The following is a 24,999-nucleotide window of genomic DNA, read 5'->3' on the forward strand; positions in this document are numbered from 1 at the left end:
AATATGAAACAAGAAATTATAGATAAAATTAAATCAATACTATCTGAAAATGAATTGTTTGCAGGAAAGCCTGTTGATGAAGAAATAATTAAAAATGCAGAAAAAGAGCTTAATGTCAATTTTGATAAAGATTACATACAATTTTTAAGTCTTTTTGGTGGTAGTTTTACAGGTTTTCCTGTATATGGTTTTAATAATTGTGATATGTTGTCAGAAGAAACTGTGGTAGATTTATCAAATGATTTTAGAGATAATTATTTAAATGATAATAGATGTGATTTAATACAAGAAAGCTATGTTATTTCTATAAGTGGAAATGGAGATCCTGTTTTTATATCTCCAGACAATAAAGTTTGGATATATTATCATGATAATGATGAAACTGAAGAATTAAATAAATCTTTTGAAGAACTTATTGAGAAAAACCTATTAAACTAGATTGCTCTGCTATTTCTACGATCTTTTTATAAAAAGAGCTGCTACTTCTACGATCTTTTTAGAAAAAAGAGTCCCTTATAAGGGAAGTGTTTGAGAATAAGAATATTACAAAAAAGTGATTTTTAAACGATAGAAATTATAAAAGTAAAAAAGCTGTCATTTTTGACGGCTTTTTTATTATAAAGTAGCTACATTTTTATTAAAAAAGTCTTTGAATTTTTTGTTAGTGAGCATCTTCTCAACTAGTTTAAATATTGTTTGCTTGTCTTCATCTTCAAGCTGTTGTATTAGTCTTATTTGCTCTAACTCTGTTTTATCTTCTAAAATTACCTCTTTAGGTATTGAACCATCATAATGTATTATTTGGTCAATTGTCATATTGAAAAGTTGTGCCATTTTTTCAATCTCTTCAACAGCTAGGCTTCTAGTTCCTTTTTCTATTTTAGAATAAGCAGATTTATCTACACCAATATAGTTAGCGACCTCAATTTGTTTGAAATTTTTCTGCTCTCTTATATTCTTTATGTTATCAGCTAGACTCATACTACAAAAGTATTGAAAACAAATACTATTTGCAAATAGTTGTAATTTTAAAAACAATTAAGTTGTTATAATAAAAACTTTATTTTATTTTTGTTGTTGTGAAATTAAACACAAATTTTTTAAAGCCTTTATTTATGGACATCCAAGACATCAAACAAACTTTAAGTTTAAGCCAAGTATTACAACATTACAACCTACAGCCAAACAAAAACAAAATGTTATTTTGTCCTTTTCACCTGTCATCCCGAACTGGAGGGAAGGAACAAACCGCCTCTTTACAAGTCAATTTAGAAAAAGACTTTTACAAATGCCACGCTTGCGGAGCAAAAGGCGACCAAATCCAATTTGTACAAGACTTTGAATCCGCCACAGGCGGACAGGCTTTCTCAAAACACCAAGCCCTTTTAAAATGTACAGCACTTGCAGGCAATCCACCCGAAATAAAACACCAACCCATAACCACAAAACCAATGGATCAAGAAAAACGAATTGAATTTTTAGAAAAACTATACGAAACCTTTATAAAATCAGTGTATTTAAGTCAACCAGCAAGAGACTATTTACAAAGCAGAAATCTACTTTCATTACTAGAAAAAAGAGGCTTAGTCGGTTTTAATTCGGGGCAGTTCCATCACGCAGGACGCTTTGAAAACGAAGCCAATCCAGCAGAAGCTCGAAAAGAAGTAATCGCCCAGGGGTTAGAATTTGGTTTACTATCAGAATCAAATATATTATCTAAAACAGGCGAAAAGGCTTATAATGTATTTGGTTTAAAATCCATTGTCTTTGCTCTTAGAAACCAAGCCAATCAAATCACAGGCTTATATTATCGTATAGCCGACGATACTAAAAACTACAAACATTTTTACTTAAAAGAATCAAAAGGATTATTCCCCCATTATCCAAACCCCGAAACCAAAAAACTCATTTTAACCGAAGCTATTATCGATTGTGCCAGCCTTTTACACATTCCCGAAATCACAAATAATTATAGCCTTTTAGCGTGCTATGGTACAAACGGCTTAACACCAGAACACCTAGAAGCCATCAAAAACCTAAAAGAATTAGAAGAAGTAATATTTTTCTTTGACGGAGACAAAGCAGGTCGCACGGCGATAGCAAAATACGCAAAGGAATTACTCGCTCTTATTCCCCCTTTGGGGGTTAGGGGGCTTACCCGAGTTGAAACCCCCGAAAATGAGGATGTAAACAGCCTTTTAGTCGCTTACGATAAAGAAATTTTTATGGAACTATTGGAAAAAAGAAAGGCAATAGGCAGTAGTGAAAAGGCAATAGTAGAAAAAATTGAACAAGAAGTAAAACCAATTCTATCCACACCAAAGAAAGTCCTACCATTACAAGGATTAACAAAACCCCTCGACTTACTAAAAGCTCATAATTTATTACACAATATCAATGACTTACTAGGAAAAATAGGCATTGTAGGGGAAGAGGATAACCGATTATTACAGTTTGTAACAGCAACCACCTATAAAATGAATTACAATTTACACGTATTATACCAGGGAAGCTCAGGAAGTGGCAAAACACACACCATCAAACAAATAGCATTACTCATACCGCCCGAAGATGTGATTTATTTAACCCGAGTTACAGAAAGTAGTTTGTATAATTATAAGAACGGAGAATTTATGTATAAGCTTATTGTTTTTGAAGATTTAGACGGACTAAAAGAAGAAGCTTTACTGGCAGTGCGTGAAATGATCTCTAACAAAAAATTATCCTCCTCGACTTCTATCAAAGACAAAAAAGGCAATGCCGACGGTAAAATAAAAGAGGTAGAAGTATCTTTTGCCAGTCTATCAGCCACCACCAAAGGCGAACTCTACGAGGATAATATGAGTAGAATTATAGTGTTATCGGTCGATGAATCCAAGGAGCAAACCAAACGAATCATTGAGTATAAAAACAAAGTCTATCAAGGCGAAATCAACAAACAAGAGCAAGAACAAATAAGGCTATTTTTAAGAGAATGTATCAAATTATTACAAGTCTATGAAGTGATAAACCCTTATGCAAACCTCGTGGAACTGCCCGAGAATGTACACAAACCCACCCGAATGCACGATATAGTAATGGGGGTAATCAATCAAATAGTACTACTGAATCAGTATCAAAGAAACAAAACCCCACAAGGGCAATTAATCGCAGAGAAAGAAGACGTAATCAATGGTTTATTATTAATGAAAAACAGTATTATATTAAAAATGGATGAACTGGAGGGGAAAGTCAGAACCTTTTACGAATCCTTAAAAAAGTTTGCAGAAAAAAAGGCTAAAAAAGAAGACAAGAAACGAGAAGATATAAAATTTACACGCTTCGACATCAAAGACCATTATACACTAAGTAAAGCGCAAATAAACCGATATTTAACTGATTTAGTATCTTGTGAATATTTATCAAAAATTGGTAAAATGGGCAAAGGCAATCAATACAAAATAGCCCATTGGGACAACTTTAAAACATTGAGCGAAGAACAATTACAAACAATGTTAGGTAAGTTAAAAGAGTAGTAAAATGAGTCTAAAGTGAGCCTAGAATATACCTATAATGAGCCGATAAAATAAGTATAAAGTACTGTAAAACAAGGAATAAAAGTAATCGGCGCATCATTTTAAAAAACAGTGTAGGACAATGATACATAAAGCATCGTATAAAGAAGAATTACTCATACTAGGTTACCATAAATTATCTGTCGAACAACGAATAAGAAACATCCACCATTTTATAAGAATCACTCAAAAAGAACTCCAACAAGTCAAACCTTCGGATCTAAAAAAATACGTTAATTATTATCAACAAAAGGCATTAAATACTCACACCATACAGGGATATTATAGAAGTATAGAACATTATTTTAGTTACTTAGAAAGAGAAAAACTCATTAAAAAAAATCCATTTAATTATTATGAGCTTCAACTCCCCAAAGCTACAAAAGCAGAAAGAGAAATACTCACCCAAGAAGAAATAAAACAACTCTATACAAAAGCCAACTTACAACAAACTATCATTTTACATCTGTGCTATGGCTGTGGGCTTCGAGCCTTCGAAATGGAACAAATCACGGTAAAAGACATCGATACCATACAAAAAACAGTAACGGTTCAAAAAGGCAAAAACAACAAATACAGAGTCATCCCAGTAAGTGAAAAAATAAACCAGGACCTAATCAATTATTTAGAAACCATAAAATACACCACAATGAAAAATCAACACATTTTATACAACAAAGCAGGCACCCCACTAAAAAGATACACCGCTTTAATGATCCTAAAAAAACTAGCCATAAAAGCCAGTGTAAAAGCAAAAATAACCCTGCACGGTTTGCGTCATTCCATCGCTACACATCTACTGGAGAACGGCGTACAGCTCCCACAAGTACAAGCATTTTTAGGACACTCCCAAATGGAAACCACAGAAATATATACAAGAATAAATAAATACCAACTCAAAAAATTATAATTATGATGACTCTAAAAGAATATATCCAAAACAACTTTAGTCCATCCAATCATAAAAGTTTATACTGTTGCATCAAGAAGTACCAACAGCACACCATTAATCACGAAAAAGCTACATTAAATGACATATTGCGTTACCTTAAAATCCTTAGAGAAAGCAACAAAAAATACAGAACCATAGCCAATCATCTTCATAGCATCAAAGTATATTACAGATATTTACAATACAGTGGAATAAGAAAAGATCATCCTATCAAAAAACTCATATTAATAGATAAAATAGACAAAACCATTAAAACCCAAAATCTATGCACCACCAAACAATTAGAAGAATATTACCAACAAACCCCCAAACATAAAAAACTAATGGTGAGTTTACTCATAGAACAAGCCCTGACCACTAGCGAACTGATAGCCATCAAAGTAAAAGACATCAATCTAGAAAAAGCAGAAATCACCCTAAAAAACAGAACCCTACCCTTAAAAGCCTATCAAATCTATCTCTGTACAGAATACATTAATTACATAGAATACCTCAAAGAAAAAAAGCCAGAAGATTATTTATTTACCACAAGAACCAACAAAGCCTACAATACCAATGACATTGGCGAATACCTCAATAAATCTCGAACAAAAGAAAAACAAATTACACCGCTCAAAATAAGACAAAGCGTCATTAAAAACTTATTAATACAGCACGATGTAAGAGTAGTACAAGTCTTTGCAGGACACAAAATAAGTGGAACAACACAACAATACAAAACAACTCAGTTCGAAGAACTAAAAGCAAAAATCAATCTTTTGCATCCTTTACAGTAAACATTTTAAATTTTATAACTATGGAAAACAACAAGAATCCGAATCAATCGGACAAGGAAATCTATTACCTTTTATTAGAAATTAATAGGACAAAGTCAAACCCTAAGCCTTCTCTTTAAAAGTTACAATGACCTTTTAGAAATTAACAATGAAATTGTTTTTAACATCAGAGAACAGATAATCCAGATAACTAAAACTCGGGAAGTCTAGCAAGAAGTAGAAAAAGAACTTGTAAAAAAAACAATCGCTTAAAAGTGCTAAACTCGAAGTAAAACTCGGGTTTTAGCCGTTCCAATTAATTAAAAGCGGTGTGCTTCGCACCAAGTATTTTCACCCGCCCGTCCAACGCTCCCCAACGCTCCGGCGGTTTTTTCCCCACCCTCACAGCCGTTGTTTTCCCCACGCTACAAGCCCATAAAAAAAGGCTTTTTGTTTTCCCAACCCCTCGCACACAAAAAAGCCTTTTTTTATTAGCTTGTCTTCCCTTTCCAAAAAACAACCGCTTGCCAAGGCTCAAACCGCCCCAAAGCTATATTTACATAATTGGCAGTTATAGTTCAAGCCCTGCGGGTTCGCTTCGCCTTGAAAGCTATAACTGGCATTTATGTAAAATAGCCCCTCTCCAACGCTCCCGCCCGAAAATAGGAGCTTCGCAAGAGTTTGCATTTTTAAATTATTTGTTCAAAAACCTGCACAAAATCCTCGTCTAGTTCGCCTTACGGACTTCTAGCCTCGCATCTTTGTTTGGTTTTTATCACAAAAATTTAAAAAGGTAAGACGTGGTAAGATTAGTGGTTAACTGCTCCGCAGAGCTCGTTTTTTTAAACGATTGCTTTAGGATGTTAATCGTTCCAAATCAAATGAATCCTCCAGCAATCGTTTAAAAAAACAAGCACCACAACACTAAAGCACCTGTAAACCAAAGGCAAACACTCAAAGTTAGTTTTGTGTCTGCCTTGTTTAATCGATCAAAAAACAATCTTTTTTTTTCAGATGAAATAAAAAATAAGCTATTTTTGAAATAATGAAACTGCTAAAACTGCTTTTAATCCTATTGCTGATACCTTTGAACTTGTACCCACGAGAGTCAAAAGGATGTCTGTCGATGGCTCAAAAGGGTATTGTACAGGGTCAAAAAGTGGTACAGTGTTATCTCTCTCAAGACCCCATTGGACTGGCTGGAAATAACCCAACTTTCTATGCGTATGTACACGATTCTAATTCGTGGGTGGATCCGTTTGGGTTGTCTTCATTTGATCCATTTCAATTTGGTGAAATTACAGATTTTCCAAAAGATTTACATTTTGGTCAAAAGCGAATTGGTCCAAATTTTAGTGATATTGGTTCACAAGCTGATGATGCTATAAGAGGAAGATCAATTAAAGATGTTGCTGATGATTTAAAAGCTAATAAAATTGATCCGAATGTTTTTCAGATATCATATACAATTGACCCAACAACGGGCAAGGCAGTTACTTTAAATAATCGAGGATTAGCAGCTTTGGCAGAGTCGGGTAAATTTCCTACTAATGCTATTTTGGTTCCTTTTGACAAAGTTCCACCACATTTAAAATCTGATTTTGGATTAAAAGGACCAAGTGGGGATATTGTACCATCAAAAACAATTGCTGTAACAAAAAATAAAGACGGTTCAGGACTTTTAAGAATAATAAAAAATTGTAATTAATGTATAAATTGATATCAGAAAAAGTTGATTTTCAAATATCTTGTACAGATATTGAATTAATCTACACCGAAACCAAATCAAAGGTAAATGTTGAAGGACAGACTTTGAAACAATATTTAGATGGTGAAACCTATTCTAATATTAAAATTATTTTTGAAAAAGTGGCAGAAGTAAAATGTACAACTTTAAATTTTTATGAGTTCAATTATAATGAATTTGAGATTTTAAAAGATGATTATGATATTGAAAAGGTTGAATATTGGAAAATAAATAATCACAATCCTGATTCGGGTTTTTATAGAGTAGAAAATTCTGAATGGTTACAGACAAAGTATAAACTTTATGATCCAACAGGAAATTTAAATTTGAAGCATTATTTAATTATAGGATATGATAGTTATATAGAAATATTAGCTTCAAGATATAACTATATGTATGAATAAACCCAGCTCCGCAAAGTCTCCTGATTTTGAGGTAAAATAAAACAAAAAAAGCTGTCGTTTGACAGCTTTTTTGCTTTTGTAAAATATATAAAAAAAATGAAAAAATGGTTTTAATTCTTGGTTTTATTTAACATCATTTAGAACATTAGATAAAGTTTCTTTTAATTTTTTCTTTCCTATAAAAGCATCTAGCATAGTGTAAATAGTTTGCTTTTCGTTTTCACTTAAACTTTCCATCAAAGAAACTTTTTCCATAATTGTTTTATCTAAAGAATTTATTTCTTTCAATTCGTCAGTTGATGTAAATAAATCTGCTAAAGAAACTCCTAGAGCTTTTGCAATTCTTTCTAGGGTTGTTACTGATGGGTCTGTCTTTCCATTTTCTATCCTACTATATTGGGCAGTATCCAGTTTAGCATTTAAAGTAACTTCTTTCTGTGAAAGATTCTTCATTGTACGTATTCTTTTTATATTTTCCCCTATATTCATAATAACAGACTTTTTATACAACAAATTTAGCTAATAACACCATAAATTAAAAATGTTAAAATATATGCTTGCTGAATAATACAATTTTAAATACATTTGCTTTATTGTAAAAAAACACAAAAAATATTTTAAACCCTTATAAATGCAAATCAACGACATCAAACAAACTTTAAGTTTAAGCCAAGTACTCCAGCATTACAACTTACAACCAAACAAAAACAAAATGTTGTGCTGTCCTTTTCACGATGACAAAACAGCTTCATTACAAGTCAATTTGCAAAAAGATTTTTACAAATGCCACGCTTGCGGAGCAAAAGGCGACCAAATCCAATTTGTACAAGACTTTGAATCCGCCACAGGCGGACAGGCTTTCTCAAAACACCAAGCCCTTTTAAAATGTACAGCACTTGCAGGCAATCCACCCGAAATAAAAAACAAACCCATAACCACAAAACCAATGGATCAAGAAAAACGAATTGAATTTTTAGAAAAACTATACGAAACCTTTATAAAATCAGTGTATTTAAGTCAACCAGCAAGAGACTATTTACATAGCAGAAACTTAACCGCATTACTAGAAAAAAGAGGATTAGTCGGTTTTAATTCGGGGCAGTTCCACCACGCAGGACGTTTTGAAAACGAACCAAACCCCGAACAAGCAAAAAAGGAAATGATACAAGACGCTTTAGAAGTAGGGATGCTAACCCCTTTAAATAGAATGAACAATCAAACAGGCGAAGCAGTAACCTATCAAGTCTTTGCCAATAAAAGTATTGCTTTTCCATTGCGAAATAACAAAAATCAAATCGTAAGCTATTATTTAAGAAGCATAGACGAAAAAAACGGCAAACATTTTTATTTAAAAAACCGTCAGGGCTTATATCCAAATTATCCAAAACCCGAAACCAAAAAACTCATTTTAACCGAAGCCATCATCGATTGTGCTAGTTTATTGACGATACTCAACGACCCTAACTCCCCCTTTGGGGGTTGGGGGGCTCTTGCATGCTATGGTACAAACGGCTTAACTCCAGAACATTTAGAAGCCATCAAAAACCTAAAAGAATTAGAAGAAGTAATATTTTTCTTTGACGGAGACAAAGCAGGTCACCAAGCCATAAACAGGTATGCAGAACAATTTAAAATTCAACATTTAAAATTTAAAATAACAAAAGTAGAAACCCCCGAAAATGAGGATGTAAACAGCCTTTTAGTCGCTTACGATAAAGAAATTTTTATGGAACTATTGGAAAAAAGAAAGGCAATAGGCAGTAGTGAAAAGGCAATAGTAGAAAAAATTGAACAAGAAGTAAAACCAATTCTATCCACACCAAAGAAAGTCCTACCATTACAAGGATTAACAAAACCCCTCGACTTACTAAAAGCTCATAATTTATTACACAATATCAATGACTTACTAGGAAAAATAGGCATTGTAGGGGAAGAGGATAACCGATTATTACAGTTTGTAACAGCAACCACCTATAAAATGAATTACAATTTACACGTATTATACCAGGGAAGCTCAGGAAGTGGCAAAACACACACCATCAAACAAATAGCATTACTCATACCGCCCGAAGATGTGATTTATTTAACCCGAGTTACAGAAAGTAGTTTGTATAATTATAAGAACGGAGAATTTATGTATAAGCTTATTGTTTTTGAAGATTTAGACGGACTAAAAGAAGAAGCTTTACTGGCAGTGCGTGAAATGATCTCTAACAAAAAATTATCCTCCTCGACTTCTATCAAAGACAAAAAAGGCAATGCCGACGGTAAAATAAAAGAGGTAGAAGTATCTTTTGCCAGTCTATCAGCCACCACCAAAGGCGAACTCTACGAGGATAATATGAGTAGAATTATAGTGTTATCGGTCGATGAATCCAAGGAGCAAACCAAACGAATCATTGAGTATAAAAACAAAGTCTATCAAGGCGAAATCAACAAACAAGAGCAAGAACAAATAAGGCTATTTTTAAGAGAATGTATCAAATTATTACAAGTCTATGAAGTGATAAACCCTTATGCAAACCTCGTGGAACTGCCCGAGAATGTACACAAACCCACCCGAATGCACGATATAGTAATGGGGGTAATCAATCAAATAGTACTACTGAATCAGTATCAAAGAAACAAAACCCCACAAGGGCAATTAATCGCAGAGAAAGAAGACGTAATCAATGGTTTATTATTAATGAAAAACAGTATTATATTAAAAATGGATGAACTGGAGGGGAAAGTCAGAACCTTTTACGAATCCTTAAAAAAGTTTGCAGAAAAAAAGGCTAAAAAAGAAGACAAGAAACGAGAAGATATAAAATTTACACGCTTCGACATCAAAGACCATTATACACTAAGTAAAGCGCAAATAAACCGATATTTAACTGATTTAGTATCTTGTGAATATTTATCAAAAATTGGTAAAATGGGCAAAGGCAATCAATACAAAATAGCCCATTGGGACAACTTTAAAACATTGAGCGAAGAACAATTACAAACAATGTTAGGTAAGTTAAAAGAGTAGTAAAATGAGTCTAAAGTGAGCCTAGAATATACCTATAATGAGCCGATAAAATAAGTATAAAGTACTGTAAAACAAGGAATAAAAGTAATCGGCGCATCATTTTAAAAAACAGTGTAGGACAATGATACATAAAGCATCGTATAAAGAAGAATTACTCATACTAGGTTACCATAAATTATCTGTCGAACAACGAATAAGAAACATCCACCATTTTATAAGAATCACTCAAAAAGAACTCCAACAAGTCAAACCTTCGGATCTAAAAAAATACGTTAATTATTATCAACAAAAGGCATTAAATACTCACACCATACAGGGATATTATAGAAGTATAGAACATTATTTTAGTTACTTAGAAAGAGAAAAACTCATTAAAAAAAATCCATTTAATTATTATGAGCTTCAACTCCCCAAAGCTACAAAAGCAGAAAGAGAAATACTCACCCAAGAAGAAATAAAACAACTCTATACAAAAGCCAACTTACAACAAACTATCATTTTACATCTGTGCTATGGCTGTGGGCTTCGAGCCTTCGAAATGGAACAAATCACGGTAAAAGACATCGATACCATACAAAAAACAGTAACAGTTCAAAAAGGCAAAAACAACAAATACAGAGTCATCCCAGTAAGTGAAAAAATAAACCAGGACCTAATCAATTATTTAGAAACCATAAAATACACCACAATGAAAAATCAACCCATTTTATACAACAAAGCAGGAACTAGATTAAAAAGATACACCGCTTTAATAATGCTAAAAAGACTAGCCCTAAAAGCCAGTGTAAAAGCAAAAATAACCCTGCACGGTCTGCGTCATTCCATCGCCACACATCTACTAGAAAACGGCGTACAGCTCCCACAAGTACAAGCATTTTTAGGACACTCCCAAATGGAAACTACCGAAATTTATACAAGAATAAGTAAATACCAACTCAAAAAATTATAATGATGATGACTTTAAAAGAATATATCCAAAACCACTTTAGTCCATCCAATCATAAAAGTTTATACTGTTGCATCAAGAAGTACCAACAGCACACCATTAATCACGAAAAAGCTACATTAAATGACATATTACGTTACCTTAAAATCCTTAGAGAAAGTGACAAAAAATACAGAACCATAGCCAATCATCTCCACAGCATCAAAGTATATTATAGATATTTACAATTTACTGGAATTAGAAAAGATCATCCTATCAAAAAACTCATTTTAATAGATAAAATAGACAAAACCATAAAAACCCAAAATCTATGCACCACCAAACAATTAGAAGAATATTACCAACAAACCCCCAAACATAAAAAACTAATGGTGAGTTTACTCATAGAACAAGCCCTAACCACTAGCGAACTGATAGCCATCAAAGTAAAAGACATCGATCTCGAAAAAGCAGAAATCACTCTAAAAAACAGAACCCTACCCTTAAAAGCCTATCAAATCTATCTCTGTACAGAATACATCAATTATATAGAATACCTCAAAGAAAAAAAGCCAGAAGATTATTTATTTACCACAAGAACCAACAAAGCCTACAATACCAATGACATTGGCGAATACCTCAATAAATCTCGAACAAAAGAAAAACAAATTACACCGCTCAAAATAAGACAAAGCGTCATTAAAAACTTATTAATACAGCACGATGTAAGAGTAGTACAAGTCTTTGCAGGACACAAAATAAGCGGTACAACCCAACAATATAAAACTACCCAGTTCGAAGAACTAAAAGCAAAAATCAACCTTTTGCATCCACTACAATAAACTTTAGGTAAACAAATCTAAACGCCTATTAACGGTGCAAATCCTTAGCCAAAGTCATAATTAAGACTTATCTTAGAAAACCTCCAAAACACCAGGGAAAAAGCAGAAAAAGAACTATTGCAACAACAAACCTCTTAAACAACCGACTAATTATTTTAGTTGGTTGTTTTTATATAAAAAGCGGTGTGCTTCGCACCAAGTATTTTCACCCGCCCGTCCAACGCTCCCCAACGCTCCGGCGGTTTTTTCCCCACCCTCACAGCCGTTGTTTTTCCCACCCCTGCAATGCCAGTAAAAAAAGGCTTTTTGTTTTCCCAACCCCTCGCACACAAAAAAGCCTTTTTTTACTCGCTTGCTTTCCCCAACCAAAAAAACAACCGCTTGCCAAGGCTCAAACCGCCCCAAAGCTATATTTACATAATTGGCAGTTATAGTTCAAGCCCTGCGGGTTCGCTTCGCCTTGAAAGCTATAACTGGCATTTATGTAAAATAGCCCCTCTCCAACGCTCCCGCCCGAAAATAGGAGCTTCGCAAGAGTTTGCATTTTTAAATTATTTGTTCAAAAACCTGCACAAAATCCTCGTCTAGTTCGCCTTACGGACTTCTAGCCTCGCATCTTTGTTTGGTTTTTATCACAAAAATTTAAAAAGGTAAGACGTGGTAAGATTAGTGGTTAACTGCTCCGTAAACTCCGCAGGGCTCGTTTTTTTAAACGATTGCTTTAGGATGTTAATCGTTCCAAATCAAATGAATCGCCCAGCAATCGTTTAAAAAAACAAGCACCACAACACTAAAGCACCTGTAAACCAAAGGCAAACACTCAAAGTTAGTTTTGTATCTGCCTTGTTTAATCGATCAAAAAACAATCTTTTTTTTTCAGATGAAATAAAAAATAAGCTATTTTTGAAATAATGAAACTGCTAAAACTGCTTTTAATCCTATTGCTGATACCTTTGAACTTGTACCCACGAGAGTCAAAAGGATGTCTGTCGATGGCTCAAAAGTGTGTTGTAGAGGGGCAAAAAGTGGTGCAGTATTATCTCTCTCAAGACCCCATTGGACTGGCTGGAAATAACCCAACTTTCTATGCGTATGTACACGATTCTAATTCGTGGGTGGATCCGTTTGGGTTGTCTTCATTTGATCCATTTCAATTTGGTGAAATTACAGATTTTCCAAAAGATTTACATTTTGGTCAAAAGCGAATTGGTCCAAATTTTAGTGATATTGGTTCACAAGCTGATGATGCTATAAGAGGAAGATCAATTAAAGATGTTGCTGATGATTTAAAAGCTAATAAAATTGATCCGAATGTTTTTCAGATATCATATACAATTGACCCAACAACGGGCAAGGCAGTTACTTTAAATAATCGAGGATTAGCAGCTTTGGCAGAGTCGGGTAAATTTCCTACTAATGCTATTTTGGTTCCTTTTGACAAAGTTCCACCACATTTAAAATCTGATTTTGGATTAAAAGGACCAAGTGGGGATATTGTACCATCAAAAACAATTGCTGTAACAAAAAATAAAGACGGTTCAGGACTTTTAAGAATAATAAAAAATTGTAATTAATGTATAAATTGATATCAGAAAAAGTTGATTTTCAAATATCTTGTACAGATATTGAATTAATCTACACCGAAACCAAATCAAAGGTAAATGTTGAAGGACAGACTTTGAAACAATATTTAGATGGTGAAACCTATTCTAATATTAAAATTATTTTTGAAAAAGTGGCAGAAGTAAAATGTACAACTTTAAATTTTTATGAGTTCAATTATAATGAATTTGAGATTTTAAAAGATGATTATGATATTGAAAAGGTTGAATATTGGAAAATAAATAATCACAATCCTGATTCGGGTTTTTATAGAGTAGAAAATTCTGAATGGTTACAGACAAAGTATAAACTTTATGATCCAACAGGAAATTTAAATTTGAAGCATTATTTAATTATAGGATATGATAGTTATATAGAAATATTAGCTTCAAGATATAACTATATGTATGAATAAACCCAGCTCCGCAAAGTCTCCTGATTTTGAGGTAAAATAAAACAAAAAAAGCTGTCGTTTGACAGCTTTTTTGCTTTTGTAAAATATATAAAAAAAATGAAAAAATGGTTTTAATTCTTGGTTTTATTTAACATCATTTAGAACATTAGATAAAGTTTCTTTTAATTTTTTCTTTCCTATAAAAGCATCTAGCATAGTGTAAATAGTTTGCTTTTCGTTTTCACTTAAACTTTCCATCAAAGAAACTTTTTCCATAATTGTTTTATCTAAAGAATTTATTTCTTTCAATTCGTCAGTTGATGTAAATAAATCTGCTAAAGAAACTCCTAGAGCTTTTGCAATTCTTTCTAGGGTTGTTACTGATGGGTCTGTCTTTCCATTTTCTATCCTACTATATTGGGCAGTATCCAGTTTAGCATTTAAAGTAACTTCTTTCTGTGAAAGATTCTTCATTGTACGTATTCTTTTTATATTTTCCCCTATATTCATAATAACAGACTTTTTATACAACAAATTTAGCTAATAACACCATAAATTAAAAATGTTAAAATATATGCTTGCTGAATAATACAATTTTAAATACATTTGCTTTATTGTAAAAAAACACAAAAAATATTTTAAACCCTTATAAATGCAAATCAACGACATCAAACAAACTTTAAGTTTAAGCCAAGTACTCCAGCATTACAACTTACAACCAAACAAAAACAAAATGTTGTGCTGTCCTTTTCACGATGACAAAACAGCTTCATTACAAGTCAATTTGCAAAAAGATTTTTACAAATGCCACGCTTGCGGAGCAAAAGGCGACCAAATCCAATTTGTACAAGACTTTGAATCCGCCACAGGCGGACAGGCTTTCTCAAAACACCAAGCCCTTTTAAAATGTACAGCACTTGCAGGCAATCCACCCGAAATAAAAAACAAACCCATAACCACAAAACCAATGGATCAAGAAAAACGAATTGAATTTTTAGAAAAACTATACGAAACCTTTATAAAATCAGTGTATTTAAGTCAACCAGCAAGAGACTATTTACATAGCAGAAACTTAACCGCATTACTAGAAAAAAGAGGATTAGTCGGTTTTAATTCGGGGCAGTTCCACCACGCAGGACGTTTTGAAAACGAACCAAACCCCGAACAAGCAAAAAAGGAAATGATACAAGACGCTTTAGAAGTAGGGATGCTAACCCCTTTAAATAGAATGAACAATCAAACAGGCGAAGCAGTAACCTATCAAGTCTTTGCCAATAAAAGTATTGCTTTTCCATTGCGAAATAACAAAAATCAAATCGTAAGCTATTATTTAAGAAGCATAGACGAAAAAAACGGCAAACATTTTTATTTAAAAAACCGTCAGGGCTTATATCCAAATTATCCAAAACCCGAAACCAAAAAACTCATTTTAACCGAAGCCATCATCGATTGTGCTAGTTTATTGACGATACTCAACGACCCTAACTCCCCCTTTGGGGGTTGGGGGGCTCTTGCATGCTATGGTACAAACGGCTTAACTCCAGAACATTTAGAAGCCATCAAAAACCTAAAAGAATTAGAAGAAGTAATATTTTTCTTTGACGGAGACAAAGCAGGTCACCAAGCCATAAACAGGTATGCAGAACAATTTAAAATTCAACATTTAAAATTTAAAATAACAAAAGTAGAAACCCCCGAAAATGAGGATGTAAACAGCCTTTTAGTCGCTTACGATAAAGAAATTTTTATGGAACTATTGGAAAAAAGAAAGGCAATAGGCAGTAGTGAAAAGGCAATAGTAGAAAAAATTGAACAAGAAGTAAAACCAATTCTATCCACACCAAAGAAAGTCCTACCATTACAAGGATTAACAAAACCCCTCGACTTACTAAAAGCTCATAATTTATTACACAATATCAATGACTTACTAGGAAAAATAGGCATTGTAGGGGAAGAGGATAACCGATTATTACAGTTTGTAACAGCAACCACCTATAAAATGAATTACAATTTACACGTATTATACCAGGGAAGCTCAGGAAGTGGCAAAACACACACCATCAAACAAATAGCATTACTCATACCGCCCGAAGATGTGATTTATTTAACCCGAGTTACAGAAAGTAGTTTGTATAATTATAAGAACGGAGAATTTATGTATAAGCTTATTGTTTTTGAAGATTTAGACGGACTAAAAGAAGAAGCTTTACTGGCAGTGCGTGAAATGATCTCTAACAAAAAATTATCCTCCTCGACTTCTATCAAAGACAAAAAAGGCAATGCCGACGGTAAAATAAAAGAGGTAGAAGTATCTTTTGCCAGTCTATCAGCCACCACCAAAGGCGAACTCTACGAGGATAATATGAGTAGAATTATAGTGTTATCGGTCGATGAATCCAAGGAGCAAACCAAACGAATCATTGAGTATAAAAACAAAGTCTATCAAGGCGAAATCAACAAACAAGAGCAAGAACAAATAAGGCTATTTTTAAGAGAATGTATCAAATTATTACAAGTCTATGAAGTGATAAACCCTTATGCAAACCTCGTGGAACTGCCCGAGAATGTACACAAACCCACCCGAATGCACGATATAGTAATGGGGGTAATCAATCAAATAGTACTACTGAATCAGTATCAAAGAAACAAAACCCCACAAGGGCAATTAATCGCAGAGAAAGAAGACGTAATCAATGGTTTATTATTAATGAAAAACAGTATTATATTAAAAATGGATGAACTGGAGGGGAAAGTCAGAACCTTTTACGAATCCTTAAAAAAGTTTGCAGAAAAAAAGGCTAAAAAAGAAGACAAGAAACGAGAAGATATAAAATTTACACGCTTCGACATCAAAGACCATTATACACTAAGTAAAGCGCAAATAAACCGATATTTAACTGATTTAGTATCTTGTGAATATTTATCAAAAATTGGTAAAATGGGCAAAGGCAATCAATACAAAATAGCCCATTGGGACAACTTTAAAACATTGAGCGAAGAACAATTACAAACAATGTTAGGTAAGTTAAAAGAGTAGTAAAATGAGTCTAAAGTGAGCCTAGAATATACCTATAATGAGCCGATAAAATAAGTATAAAGTACTGTAAAACAAGGAATAAAAGTAATCGGCGCATCATTTTAAAAAACAGTGTAGGACAATGATACATAAAGCATCGTATAAAGAAGAATTACTCATACTAGGTTACCATAAATTATCTGTCGAACAACGAATAAGAAACATCCACCATTTTATAAGAATCACTCAAAAAGAACTCCAACAAGTCAAACCTTCGGATCTAAAAAAATACGTTAATTATTATCAACAAAAGGCATTAAATACTCACACCATACAGGGATATTATAGAAGTATAGAACATTATTTTAGTTACTTAGAAAGAGAAAAACTCATTAAAAAAAATCCATTTAATTATTATGAGCTTCAACTCCCCAAAGCTACAAAAGCAGAAAGAGAAATACTCACCCAAGAAGAAATAAAACAACTCTATACAAAAGCCAACTTACAACAAACTATCATTTTACATCTGTGCTATGGCTGTGGGCTTCGAGCCTTCGAAATGGAACAAATCACGGTAAAAGACATCGATACCATACAAAAAACAGTAACAGTTCAAAAAGGCAAAAACAACAAATACAGAGTCATCCCAGTAAGTGAAAAAATAAACCAGGACCTAATCAATTATTTAGAAACCATAAAATACACCACAATGAAAAATCAACCCATTTTATACAACAAAGCAGGAACTAGATTAAAAAGATACACCGCTTTAATAATGCTAAAAAGACTAGCCCTAAAAGCCAGTGTAAAAGCAAAAATAACCCTGCACGGTCTGCGTCATTCCATCGCCACACATCTACTAGAAAACGGCGTACAGCTCCCACAAGTACAAGCATTTTTAGGACACTCCCAAATGGAAACTACCGAAATTTATACAAGAATAAGTAAATACCAACTCAAAAAATTATAATGATGATGACTTTAAAAGAATATATCCAAAACCACTTTAGTCCATCCAATCATAAAAGTTTATACTGTTGCATCAAGAAGTACCAACAGCACACCATTAATCACGAAAAAGCTACATTAAATGACATATTACGTTACCTTAAAATCCTTAGAGAAAGTGACAAAAAATACAGAACCATAGCCAATCATCTCCACAGCATCAAAGTATATTATAGATATTTACAATTTACTGGAATTAGAAAAGATCATCCTATCAAAAAACTCATTTTAATAGATAAAATAGACAAAACCATAAAAACCCAAAATCTATGCACCACCAAACAATTAGAAGAATATTACCAACAAACCCCCAAACATAAAAAACTAATGGTGAGTTTACTCATAGAACAAGCCCTAACCACTAGCGAACTGATAGCCATCAAAGTAAAAGACATCGATCTCGAAAAAGCAGAAATCACTCTAAAAAACAGAACCCTACCCTTAAAAGCCTATCAAATCTATCTCTGTACAGAATACATCAATTATATAGAATACCTCAAAGAAAAAAAGCCAGAAGATTATTTATTTACCACAAGAACCAACAAAGCCTACAATACCAATGACATTGGCGAATACCTCAATAAATCTCGAACAAAAGAAAAACAAATTACACCGCTCAAAATAAGACAAAGCGTCATTAAAAACTTATTAATACAGCACGATGTAAGAGTAGTACAAGTCTTTGCAGGACACAAAATAAGCGGTACAACCCAACAATATAAAACTACCCAGTTCGAAGAACTAAAAGCAAAAATCAACCTTTTGCATCCACTACAATAAACTTTAGGTAAACAAATCTAAACGCCTATTAACGGTGCAAATCCTTAGCCAAAGTCATAATTAAGACTTATCTTAGAAAACCTCCAAAACACCAGGGAAAAAGCAGAAAAAGAACTATTGCAACAACAAACCTCTTAAACAACCGACTAATTATTTTAGTTGGTTGTTTTTATATAAAAAGCGGTGTGCTTCGCACCAAGTATTTTCACCCGCCCGTCCAACGCTCCCCAACGCTCCGGCGGTTTTTTCCCCACCCTCACAGCCGTTGTTTTTCCCACCCCTGCAATGCCAGTAAAAAAAGGCTTTTTGTTTTCCCAACCCCTCGCACACAAAAAAGCCTTTTTTTACTCGCTTGCTTTCCCCAACCAAAAAAACAACCGCTTGCCAAGGCTCAAACCGCCCCAAAGCTATATTTACATAATTGGCAGTTATAGTTCAAGCCCTGCGGGTTCGCTTCGCCTTGAAAGCTATAACTGGCATTTATGTAAAATAGCCCCTCTCCAACGCTCCCGCCCGAAAATAGGAGCTTCGCAAGAGTTTGCATTTTTAAATTATTTGTTCAAAAACCTGCACAAAATCCTCGTCTAGTTCGCCTTACGGACTTCTAGCCTCGCATCTTTGTTTGGTTTTTATCACAAAAATTTAAAAAGGTAAGACGTGGTAAGATTAGTGGTTAACTGCTCCGTAAACTCCGCAGGGCTCGTTTTTTTAAACGATTGCTTTAGGATGTTAATCGTTCCAAATCAAATGAATCGCCCAGCAATCGTTTAAAAAAACAAGCACCACAACACTAAAGCACCTGTAAACCAAAGGCAAACACTCAAAGTTAGTTTTGTATCTGCCTTGTTTAATCGATCAAAAAACAATCTTTTTTTTTCAGATGAAATAAAAAATAAGCTATTTTTGAAATAATGAAACTGCTAAAACTGCTTTTAATCCTATTGCTGATACCTTTGAACTTGTACCCACGAGAGTCAAAAGGATGTCTGTCGATGGCTCAAAAGTGTGTTGTAGAGGGGCAAAAAGTGGTGCAGTATTATCTCTCTCAAGACCCCATTGGACTACTTGGAAATAACCCAACGTTTTATGGGTATGTTTATGATTCTAATACTCAAATTGATGCACTTGGATTAAGTTGTACAAAAAAATTAAGAAAGAATATCAATAAAGCACAACGTGATCTAAGAAAAAAAGGACTTATGAGAAGAGGCTGGAGAAAAGAAAAAGGTTCTGCTGCACATCATATAGTTGCAGGTGATGACCTTAGAGCACAACCAGCTAGAGATATTTTAAAAAGACACGGTATAGATATTGACGGTGCTGATAATGGTATATACTTAAAACATATAGACCCTAATAGTTCACAACCAGGCGCATATCATAGAGTAATACATACTGATCGATATTATGGAAATATTAATCAAAGGATTACTGATGCAGATGCATTGGGTGGCAAGCAAGGTGTTTTAGATGAATTAAGCAGTATTTCAGATGATCTTTTATTTAATAATAAAATATGGTAAAAATGGAAATATATAGAATTTCACAAAATTATGATGATTTTAAGTTTTTTGTTTACAATGAAAATAGTAACAGTTCACAAAGAGCTTTAGACTTTAAGGGGCAAATATTAGGTAACGATTATGAAAATTTAGACCTTAAAATATTTGTAGATCCAAAAAAGAAAAAAGACGTTAGAAATACAGATTTTGATGCAAGTTGTTATTATACTGGGATATTGTTAGTAAATGAAAAATTTAAAAATTTATTAATTGAAAAATTAAATTCTGATATTGAAATTTTAAATGTTAACACAGGACTTTCTGAAGTGTTTTATTTTGTTAATTTATTAAAAATAATTGACTGCATTAATAAAGATAATAAGTCTAATAGTGAAATTATGACAATGGTTAGAGAGAATAATATAACTTTTAAAAAAGACAACGTTCAAAACGACCTCATTTTTAGAGATAATAAATTAACTTCATCTTATTTCTGCACATCAGCATTTGTCGATTTTGTGAATACAAATAATATTAAAGGATTACGATTTGAAAAAGTAGGAAAAGCCGAATAATATAAAAACAAAAAAGCTGTCGTAAATGACGGCTTTTTTGTTTTTATATTTTCATTGCATTACTTAGAGCTTCTTTTAATCTTTTATTGGCAATTGCCGTGTCGATCATATTACAAATAGAATTTTTTTGTACTTCGTCTAATTCTTCAAGTAACCTAACTTTTTCTAATAAAGATTCATTAATTGTTTGAACATCAATATTTTTATTTTTTGCTTCAAAAAAATCTACGACATTGATATGTAAAACTTCTGCAATCCTTTGTAGAATGTTCATTGTAGGGTCGCTTTTTCCTGTTTCTATACGATTATATTGCACTCTATTCATAGAAAGTTTATCAGCAACATCCTGTTGTGAAAATCCTTTTTCTTTTCTAATTCTTTTTATTTGTTCTGCAATATCCATCATTTAGAATAAATTTATTGATACTGCAAAGTTACAAAATAGCTAAAATAAATCAATATGTAAAAAATAAGTGAATTTAATATGTAACAATATAGTTTCTTTTTATACTTTTGTGATGTAAAAAAAATGTAACATAGTATTTAAATCCTTACAAATGCAAATCAACGACATCAAACAAAATTTAAGTTTAAGCCAGGTACTACAGCATTACAACCTACAGCCTAACAAAAACAAAATGCTATGTTGTCCTTTTCACGATGACAAAACTGCGAGTTTACAAGTCAATTTGCAAAAAGACTTTTACAAATGCCACGCCTGCGGAGCAAAAGGCGACCAAATCCAGTTTGTACAGGATTTTGAGAAAATCACCAAACACGAAGCTCTTTTAAAATGTGCAGCTCTTGCAAACAATCAACCCGAAAATACAATCAAACCAATAAGCACAAAACCAATGGACGAGAACAAACGAATTGAATTTTTAGAAAAAATCTTCGACACCTTTACAAAAGCGGTGTATATGAGTCCGCCAGCAAAGGAGTATTTACAAAGCAGAAACTTAAGCGCATTACTAGAAAAAAGAGGATTAGTCGGTTTTAACTCGGGGCAGTTCCACCACGCAGGGAGATTTGAAAACGAAGCCAATCCAGCAGAGGCAAGACAAGAACTAATCGCCCAAGCCTTAGAATACGGATTATTATTAGAATCCAATCTAACAGCAAAAACAGGCGAAAAAGCATATAATGTATTTGGTTTAAAATCTATTGTCTTTGCCCTTAGAAATCAAGAAAATCAAATCACAGGCTTATATTATCGTATAGCAGACGACACCAAAAACTACAAACATTTTTACTTAAAAGAATCAAAAGGATTATTTCCCCATTACCCAAAACCTGAAACTAAAAAACTAATCTTAACCGAAGCCATCATTGATTGCGCCAGTTTATTAACGGTACTCAACGACCCTAACTCCCCCTTTGGGGGCTGGGGGGCTTTAGCGTGTTATGGTACAAACGGTTTAACCCCTGAACACCTAAATGCCATCAAGAACCTAAAAGAACTGGAGGAAATTATATTTTTCTTTGACGGAGACAAAGCAGGTCGCACAGCAACAGCGAAATACGCAAAGGAATTACGCGCTCTTATTCCCTCTTTGGGGGTTAGGGGGCTTACCCAAGTTGAAACCCCTGAAGGCGAAGACATCAACAGCCTTTTAATAGCTTACGAAAAAGAAATATTTATAGAACTATTAGAAAAAAGAAAGGCAACAGGCAATAGTGAAAAGGCAATAATTGAAAAAATCACCATTAAAAATCTTCCCGCTCCCAGCTCCCAGCTTCCAACTTTAAAACCCCTCGACTTTTTAAAGGGAGCAAACCTACTCCACAACATCAACGAATTACTTGGAAAAATTGGAATAGTAGGCGAAGAAAACAACAGGTTATTACAATATGTAACAGCCACCACCTACAAAATGAATTACAATTTACACGTACTTTATCAAGGAAGTTCTGGTAGTGGCAAAACCCACACCATCAAACAAATATCCTCACTCATACCACCCGAAGATGTTATTTATTTAACCAGAGTAACAGAAAGCAGTTTGTACAATTATAAAAATGGAGAGTTTATGTATAAGCTAGTAGTTTTTGAAGATATGGACGGATTAAAAGAAGAAGCATTAATGGCAGTGCGTGAAATGATCTCTAATAAAAAATTATCCTCTTCGACTTCTATAAAAGACAAAAAAGGCAATGCTGATGGAAAAATAAAAGAGGTAGAAGTTTCTTTTGCCAGTTTATCCGCCACCACAAAAGGCGAACTTTACGAGGATAATATGAGTAGAATTATAGTGTTATCGGTCGATGAATCAAAAGAACAAACAAAACGAATCATTGAGTACAAAAACAAAGTTTACCAGGGCGAAATCAACAAACAGGAACAGGAACAAACCCGGTTGTTTTTAAGAGAATGTATAAAATTATTACAAGTCTATGAAGTCATAAACCCTTATGCAAACTTGGTAGAGTTGCCCGAGAATGTACACAAACCCACCCGAATGCACGACATCGTTATGGGCGTAATTAATCAGATTGTACTACTTAACCAGTACCAACGGCAACGTATCAAAAGCCCCTCTTCTGGAGGGGGAGGGGAGGCTCTTATCGCAGAGAAAGAAGATGTTATCAATGGGTTATTATTAATGAAAGACAGTATTATTTTAAAAATGGACGAACTGGAAGGGAAAGTGAGAACCTTTTACGAATCCTTAAAAAAGTTTGCTGAGAAAAAAGCTAAAAAAGAAGATAAGAAAAAAGAAGATGTAAAATTTACACGCTTCGACATTAAAGACCATTACACACTAAGCAAAGCACAAATAAACAGGTATTTAACCGATTTAGTTTCTTGTGAATATTTATCAAGATTAGGCAAAATGGGCAAAGGGAATCAATACAAAATAGCACATTGGGACAACTTTAAAACCCTAACAGAAGAACAATTACAAACAATGTTAGATAAGTTAAAAGAGTAATAAAATGAGTCTAAAATGAGCCTAGAACACACCTATAATGAGCCGATAAAAAAACGTAAAACATTGTAAAACAACAAATAAAAGTAATCGGCGCATAATTTTAAAAAACAGTGTAGGACAATGATAAATAAAGCATCGTATAAAGAAGAATTACTCATACTAGGATACCATAAATTATCAGTCGAACAACGAATAAGAAACATAAACCATTTTAGAAGAATCACCCAAAAAGAAATCTGCCAAGTCAATCCTTCAGATATAGAAAAATACGTTAAACATTATCAAAACAAAGGATTAATTAGCCACACCATACAAGGATATTATAGAAGTTTAGAACATTATTTTAGTTATTTAGAAAGAGAACAACTCATTAAAAAAAATCCATTTAATTATTATGAGCTACAACTCCCTAAAGCAAAAAAAACACAAAGAGAAATACTCACACAACAGGAAATAAAACAACTCTATACAAAAGCCAACTTACAAGAAACCATCATTTTACACCTATGTTATGGCTGTGGGCTTCGAGCCTTCGAAATGGAACAAATCACCTTAAAAGACATTGATACAGTTCAAAAAACAGTAACCGTTCAAAAAGGTAAAAACAATAAATACAGAGTCATTCCATTAAGTGAAAAAATAAACCAGGACCTAATCCATTATCTAGAAACCATAAAACACAACACAATGAAACATCAAAACATTTTATACAACAAAGCAGGCACCCCACTAAAAAGATATACCGCTTTAATGATCCTAAAAAAACTAGCTATAAAAGCCAATATAAAAGCAAAAATAACCCTGCACGGTCTGCGTCATTCCATCGCCACACATCTACTAGAAAACGGAGTACAACTCCCACAAGTACAAGCGTTTTTAGGACACTCACAAATGGAAACCACAGAACTATACACTCGCGTAAGCAACCATAAATTAAAAACTGTGGTTCGTGAATACCAAAAAGAAAGCGAAGCCACTAAAAACTAATGAACAA

22 protein-coding genes are annotated in these 24,999 nt (G+C 33.4%); 18 read left to right on the forward strand and 4 right to left on the reverse strand.

The annotated features are described in order from the left end of the window. The first annotated feature begins 3 nt into the window (after positions 1–3). Positions 4–438 (forward strand): SMI1/KNR4 family protein, encoded by a 435-nt coding sequence (locus tag NAB20_RS04010; protein WP_127822487.1) that lies wholly within the window; start codon positions 4–6, stop codon positions 436–438. Positions 439–615: 177 nt separating this feature from the next. Here the strand turns inward: NAB20_RS04010 and NAB20_RS04015 are convergent, their stop codons facing one another. Continuing rightward, complete coding sequence (locus tag NAB20_RS04015; protein ID WP_060383628.1) at positions 616–981, reverse strand: helix-turn-helix domain-containing protein; 366 nt, start codon at positions 979–981, stop codon at positions 616–618. 134 nt (positions 982–1,115) lie between these two features. Between NAB20_RS04015 and NAB20_RS04020 the strand changes: the two genes are divergently transcribed. From NAB20_RS04020 to NAB20_RS04040, 5 genes are all read left to right on the forward strand, one after another. After that, entirely contained in the window at positions 1,116–3,515 is a 2,400-nt protein-coding gene (locus NAB20_RS04020; protein WP_375605550.1) for a CHC2 zinc finger domain-containing protein, read from the forward strand. A gap of 121 nt (positions 3,516–3,636) precedes the next feature. Beyond that, positions 3,637–4,464 (forward strand): tyrosine-type recombinase/integrase, encoded by an 828-nt coding sequence (locus NAB20_RS04025; RefSeq protein WP_375605551.1) that lies wholly within the window; start codon positions 3,637–3,639, stop codon positions 4,462–4,464. 2 nt (positions 4,465–4,466) lie between these two features. Continuing rightward, positions 4,467–5,282, forward strand: a complete 816-nt coding sequence (locus tag NAB20_RS04030) for a tyrosine-type recombinase/integrase (protein WP_375605548.1) — start codon at positions 4,467–4,469, stop codon at positions 5,280–5,282. Positions 5,283–6,387: 1,105 nt separating this feature from the next. Continuing rightward, positions 6,388–6,969: a hypothetical protein gene (locus NAB20_RS04035; RefSeq protein ID WP_375605552.1), complete on the forward strand. Its 582-nt coding sequence runs from the start codon at positions 6,388–6,390 to the stop codon at positions 6,967–6,969. Then, entirely contained in the window at positions 6,969–7,412 is a 444-nt protein-coding gene (locus NAB20_RS04040; RefSeq protein WP_097609400.1) for a hypothetical protein, read from the forward strand. The genes NAB20_RS04035 and NAB20_RS04040 overlap by 1 nt, the downstream gene beginning before the upstream one ends. A 123-nt stretch (positions 7,413–7,535) precedes the next feature. On the opposite strand, the gene NAB20_RS04045 is transcribed toward NAB20_RS04040, so the two are convergent. After that, entirely contained in the window at positions 7,536–7,901 is a 366-nt protein-coding gene (locus tag NAB20_RS04045; protein ID WP_375605553.1) for a helix-turn-helix domain-containing protein, read from the reverse strand. A 142-nt stretch (positions 7,902–8,043) separates the two neighbouring features. On the opposite strand from NAB20_RS04045, the gene NAB20_RS04050 reads away from it, so the two are divergent. The 5 genes from NAB20_RS04050 (at position 8,044) to NAB20_RS04070 (ending at position 14,212) form a co-directional block, all read left to right on the forward strand. Continuing rightward, positions 8,044–10,428 (forward strand): CHC2 zinc finger domain-containing protein, encoded by a 2,385-nt coding sequence (locus tag NAB20_RS04050; protein WP_375605554.1) that lies wholly within the window; start codon positions 8,044–8,046, stop codon positions 10,426–10,428. 121 nt (positions 10,429–10,549) lie between these two features. Beyond that, positions 10,550–11,377 (forward strand): tyrosine-type recombinase/integrase, encoded by an 828-nt coding sequence (locus tag NAB20_RS04055; protein WP_060383631.1) that lies wholly within the window; start codon positions 10,550–10,552, stop codon positions 11,375–11,377. Beyond that, positions 11,377–12,195, forward strand: a complete 819-nt coding sequence (locus NAB20_RS04060) for a tyrosine-type recombinase/integrase (protein ID WP_088397421.1) — start codon at positions 11,377–11,379, stop codon at positions 12,193–12,195. The genes NAB20_RS04055 and NAB20_RS04060 overlap by 1 nt, the downstream gene beginning before the upstream one ends. A gap of 992 nt (positions 12,196–13,187) precedes the next feature. Then, positions 13,188–13,769, forward strand: a complete 582-nt coding sequence (locus NAB20_RS04065; protein ID WP_375605555.1) for a hypothetical protein — start codon at positions 13,188–13,190, stop codon at positions 13,767–13,769. Then, positions 13,769–14,212: a hypothetical protein gene (locus NAB20_RS04070; RefSeq protein WP_097609400.1), complete on the forward strand. Its 444-nt coding sequence runs from the start codon at positions 13,769–13,771 to the stop codon at positions 14,210–14,212. Before NAB20_RS04065 ends, NAB20_RS04070 begins: the two co-directional genes overlap by 1 nt. A 123-nt stretch (positions 14,213–14,335) precedes the next feature. Here NAB20_RS04070 and NAB20_RS04075 read toward each other — a convergent pair whose 3' ends face one another. Next, on the reverse strand, positions 14,336–14,701 hold the full coding sequence (locus NAB20_RS04075) for a helix-turn-helix domain-containing protein (protein WP_375605553.1): 366 nt from the start codon (positions 14,699–14,701) through the stop codon (positions 14,336–14,338). 142 nt (positions 14,702–14,843) lie between these two features. On the opposite strand from NAB20_RS04075, the gene NAB20_RS04080 reads away from it, so the two are divergent. The 5 genes from NAB20_RS04080 (at position 14,844) to NAB20_RS04100 (ending at position 21,072) form a co-directional block, all read left to right on the forward strand. Further along, positions 14,844–17,228 (forward strand): CHC2 zinc finger domain-containing protein, encoded by a 2,385-nt coding sequence (locus NAB20_RS04080; protein WP_375605554.1) that lies wholly within the window; start codon positions 14,844–14,846, stop codon positions 17,226–17,228. 121 nt (positions 17,229–17,349) lie between these two features. Continuing rightward, the gene (locus NAB20_RS04085; RefSeq protein WP_060383631.1) at positions 17,350–18,177 is read left to right on the forward strand and encodes a tyrosine-type recombinase/integrase; all 828 of its coding nucleotides are present in this window, start codon (positions 17,350–17,352) and stop codon (positions 18,175–18,177) included. Further along, positions 18,177–18,995 carry a tyrosine-type recombinase/integrase gene (locus NAB20_RS04090; protein ID WP_088397421.1) on the forward strand — a complete coding sequence of 273 codons (819 nt, stop codon included), beginning with the start codon at positions 18,177–18,179 and terminating at the stop codon, positions 18,993–18,995. Before NAB20_RS04085 ends, NAB20_RS04090 begins: the two co-directional genes overlap by 1 nt. A gap of 992 nt (positions 18,996–19,987) precedes the next feature. Further along, entirely contained in the window at positions 19,988–20,518 is a 531-nt protein-coding gene (locus NAB20_RS04095; protein ID WP_375605556.1) for an AHH domain-containing protein, read from the forward strand. Positions 20,519–20,520: 2 nt separating this feature from the next. Further along, positions 20,521–21,072 (forward strand): imm11 family protein, encoded by a 552-nt coding sequence (locus NAB20_RS04100; RefSeq protein ID WP_375605557.1) that lies wholly within the window; start codon positions 20,521–20,523, stop codon positions 21,070–21,072. A gap of 43 nt (positions 21,073–21,115) precedes the next feature. Here NAB20_RS04100 and NAB20_RS04105 read toward each other — a convergent pair whose 3' ends face one another. Next, the gene (locus NAB20_RS04105; protein ID WP_375605558.1) at positions 21,116–21,478 is read right to left on the reverse strand and encodes a helix-turn-helix domain-containing protein; all 363 of its coding nucleotides are present in this window, start codon (positions 21,476–21,478) and stop codon (positions 21,116–21,118) included. 151 nt (positions 21,479–21,629) lie between these two features. Between NAB20_RS04105 and NAB20_RS04110 the strand changes: the two genes are divergently transcribed. Both NAB20_RS04110 and NAB20_RS04115 read left to right on the forward strand, forming a co-directional pair. Then, entirely contained in the window at positions 21,630–24,005 is a 2,376-nt protein-coding gene (locus NAB20_RS04110; RefSeq protein ID WP_375605559.1) for a CHC2 zinc finger domain-containing protein, read from the forward strand. 120 nt (positions 24,006–24,125) lie between these two features. Next, positions 24,126–24,992 (forward strand): tyrosine-type recombinase/integrase, encoded by an 867-nt coding sequence (locus tag NAB20_RS04115; RefSeq protein WP_105195293.1) that lies wholly within the window; start codon positions 24,126–24,128, stop codon positions 24,990–24,992. Positions 24,993–24,999 lie beyond the last annotated feature (7 nt).

Origin of the sequence: Flavobacterium davisii, from assembly GCF_042182265.1 — a bacterium.
GTDB classification, from domain to species: domain Bacteria; phylum Bacteroidota; class Bacteroidia; order Flavobacteriales; family Flavobacteriaceae; genus Flavobacterium; species Flavobacterium davisii.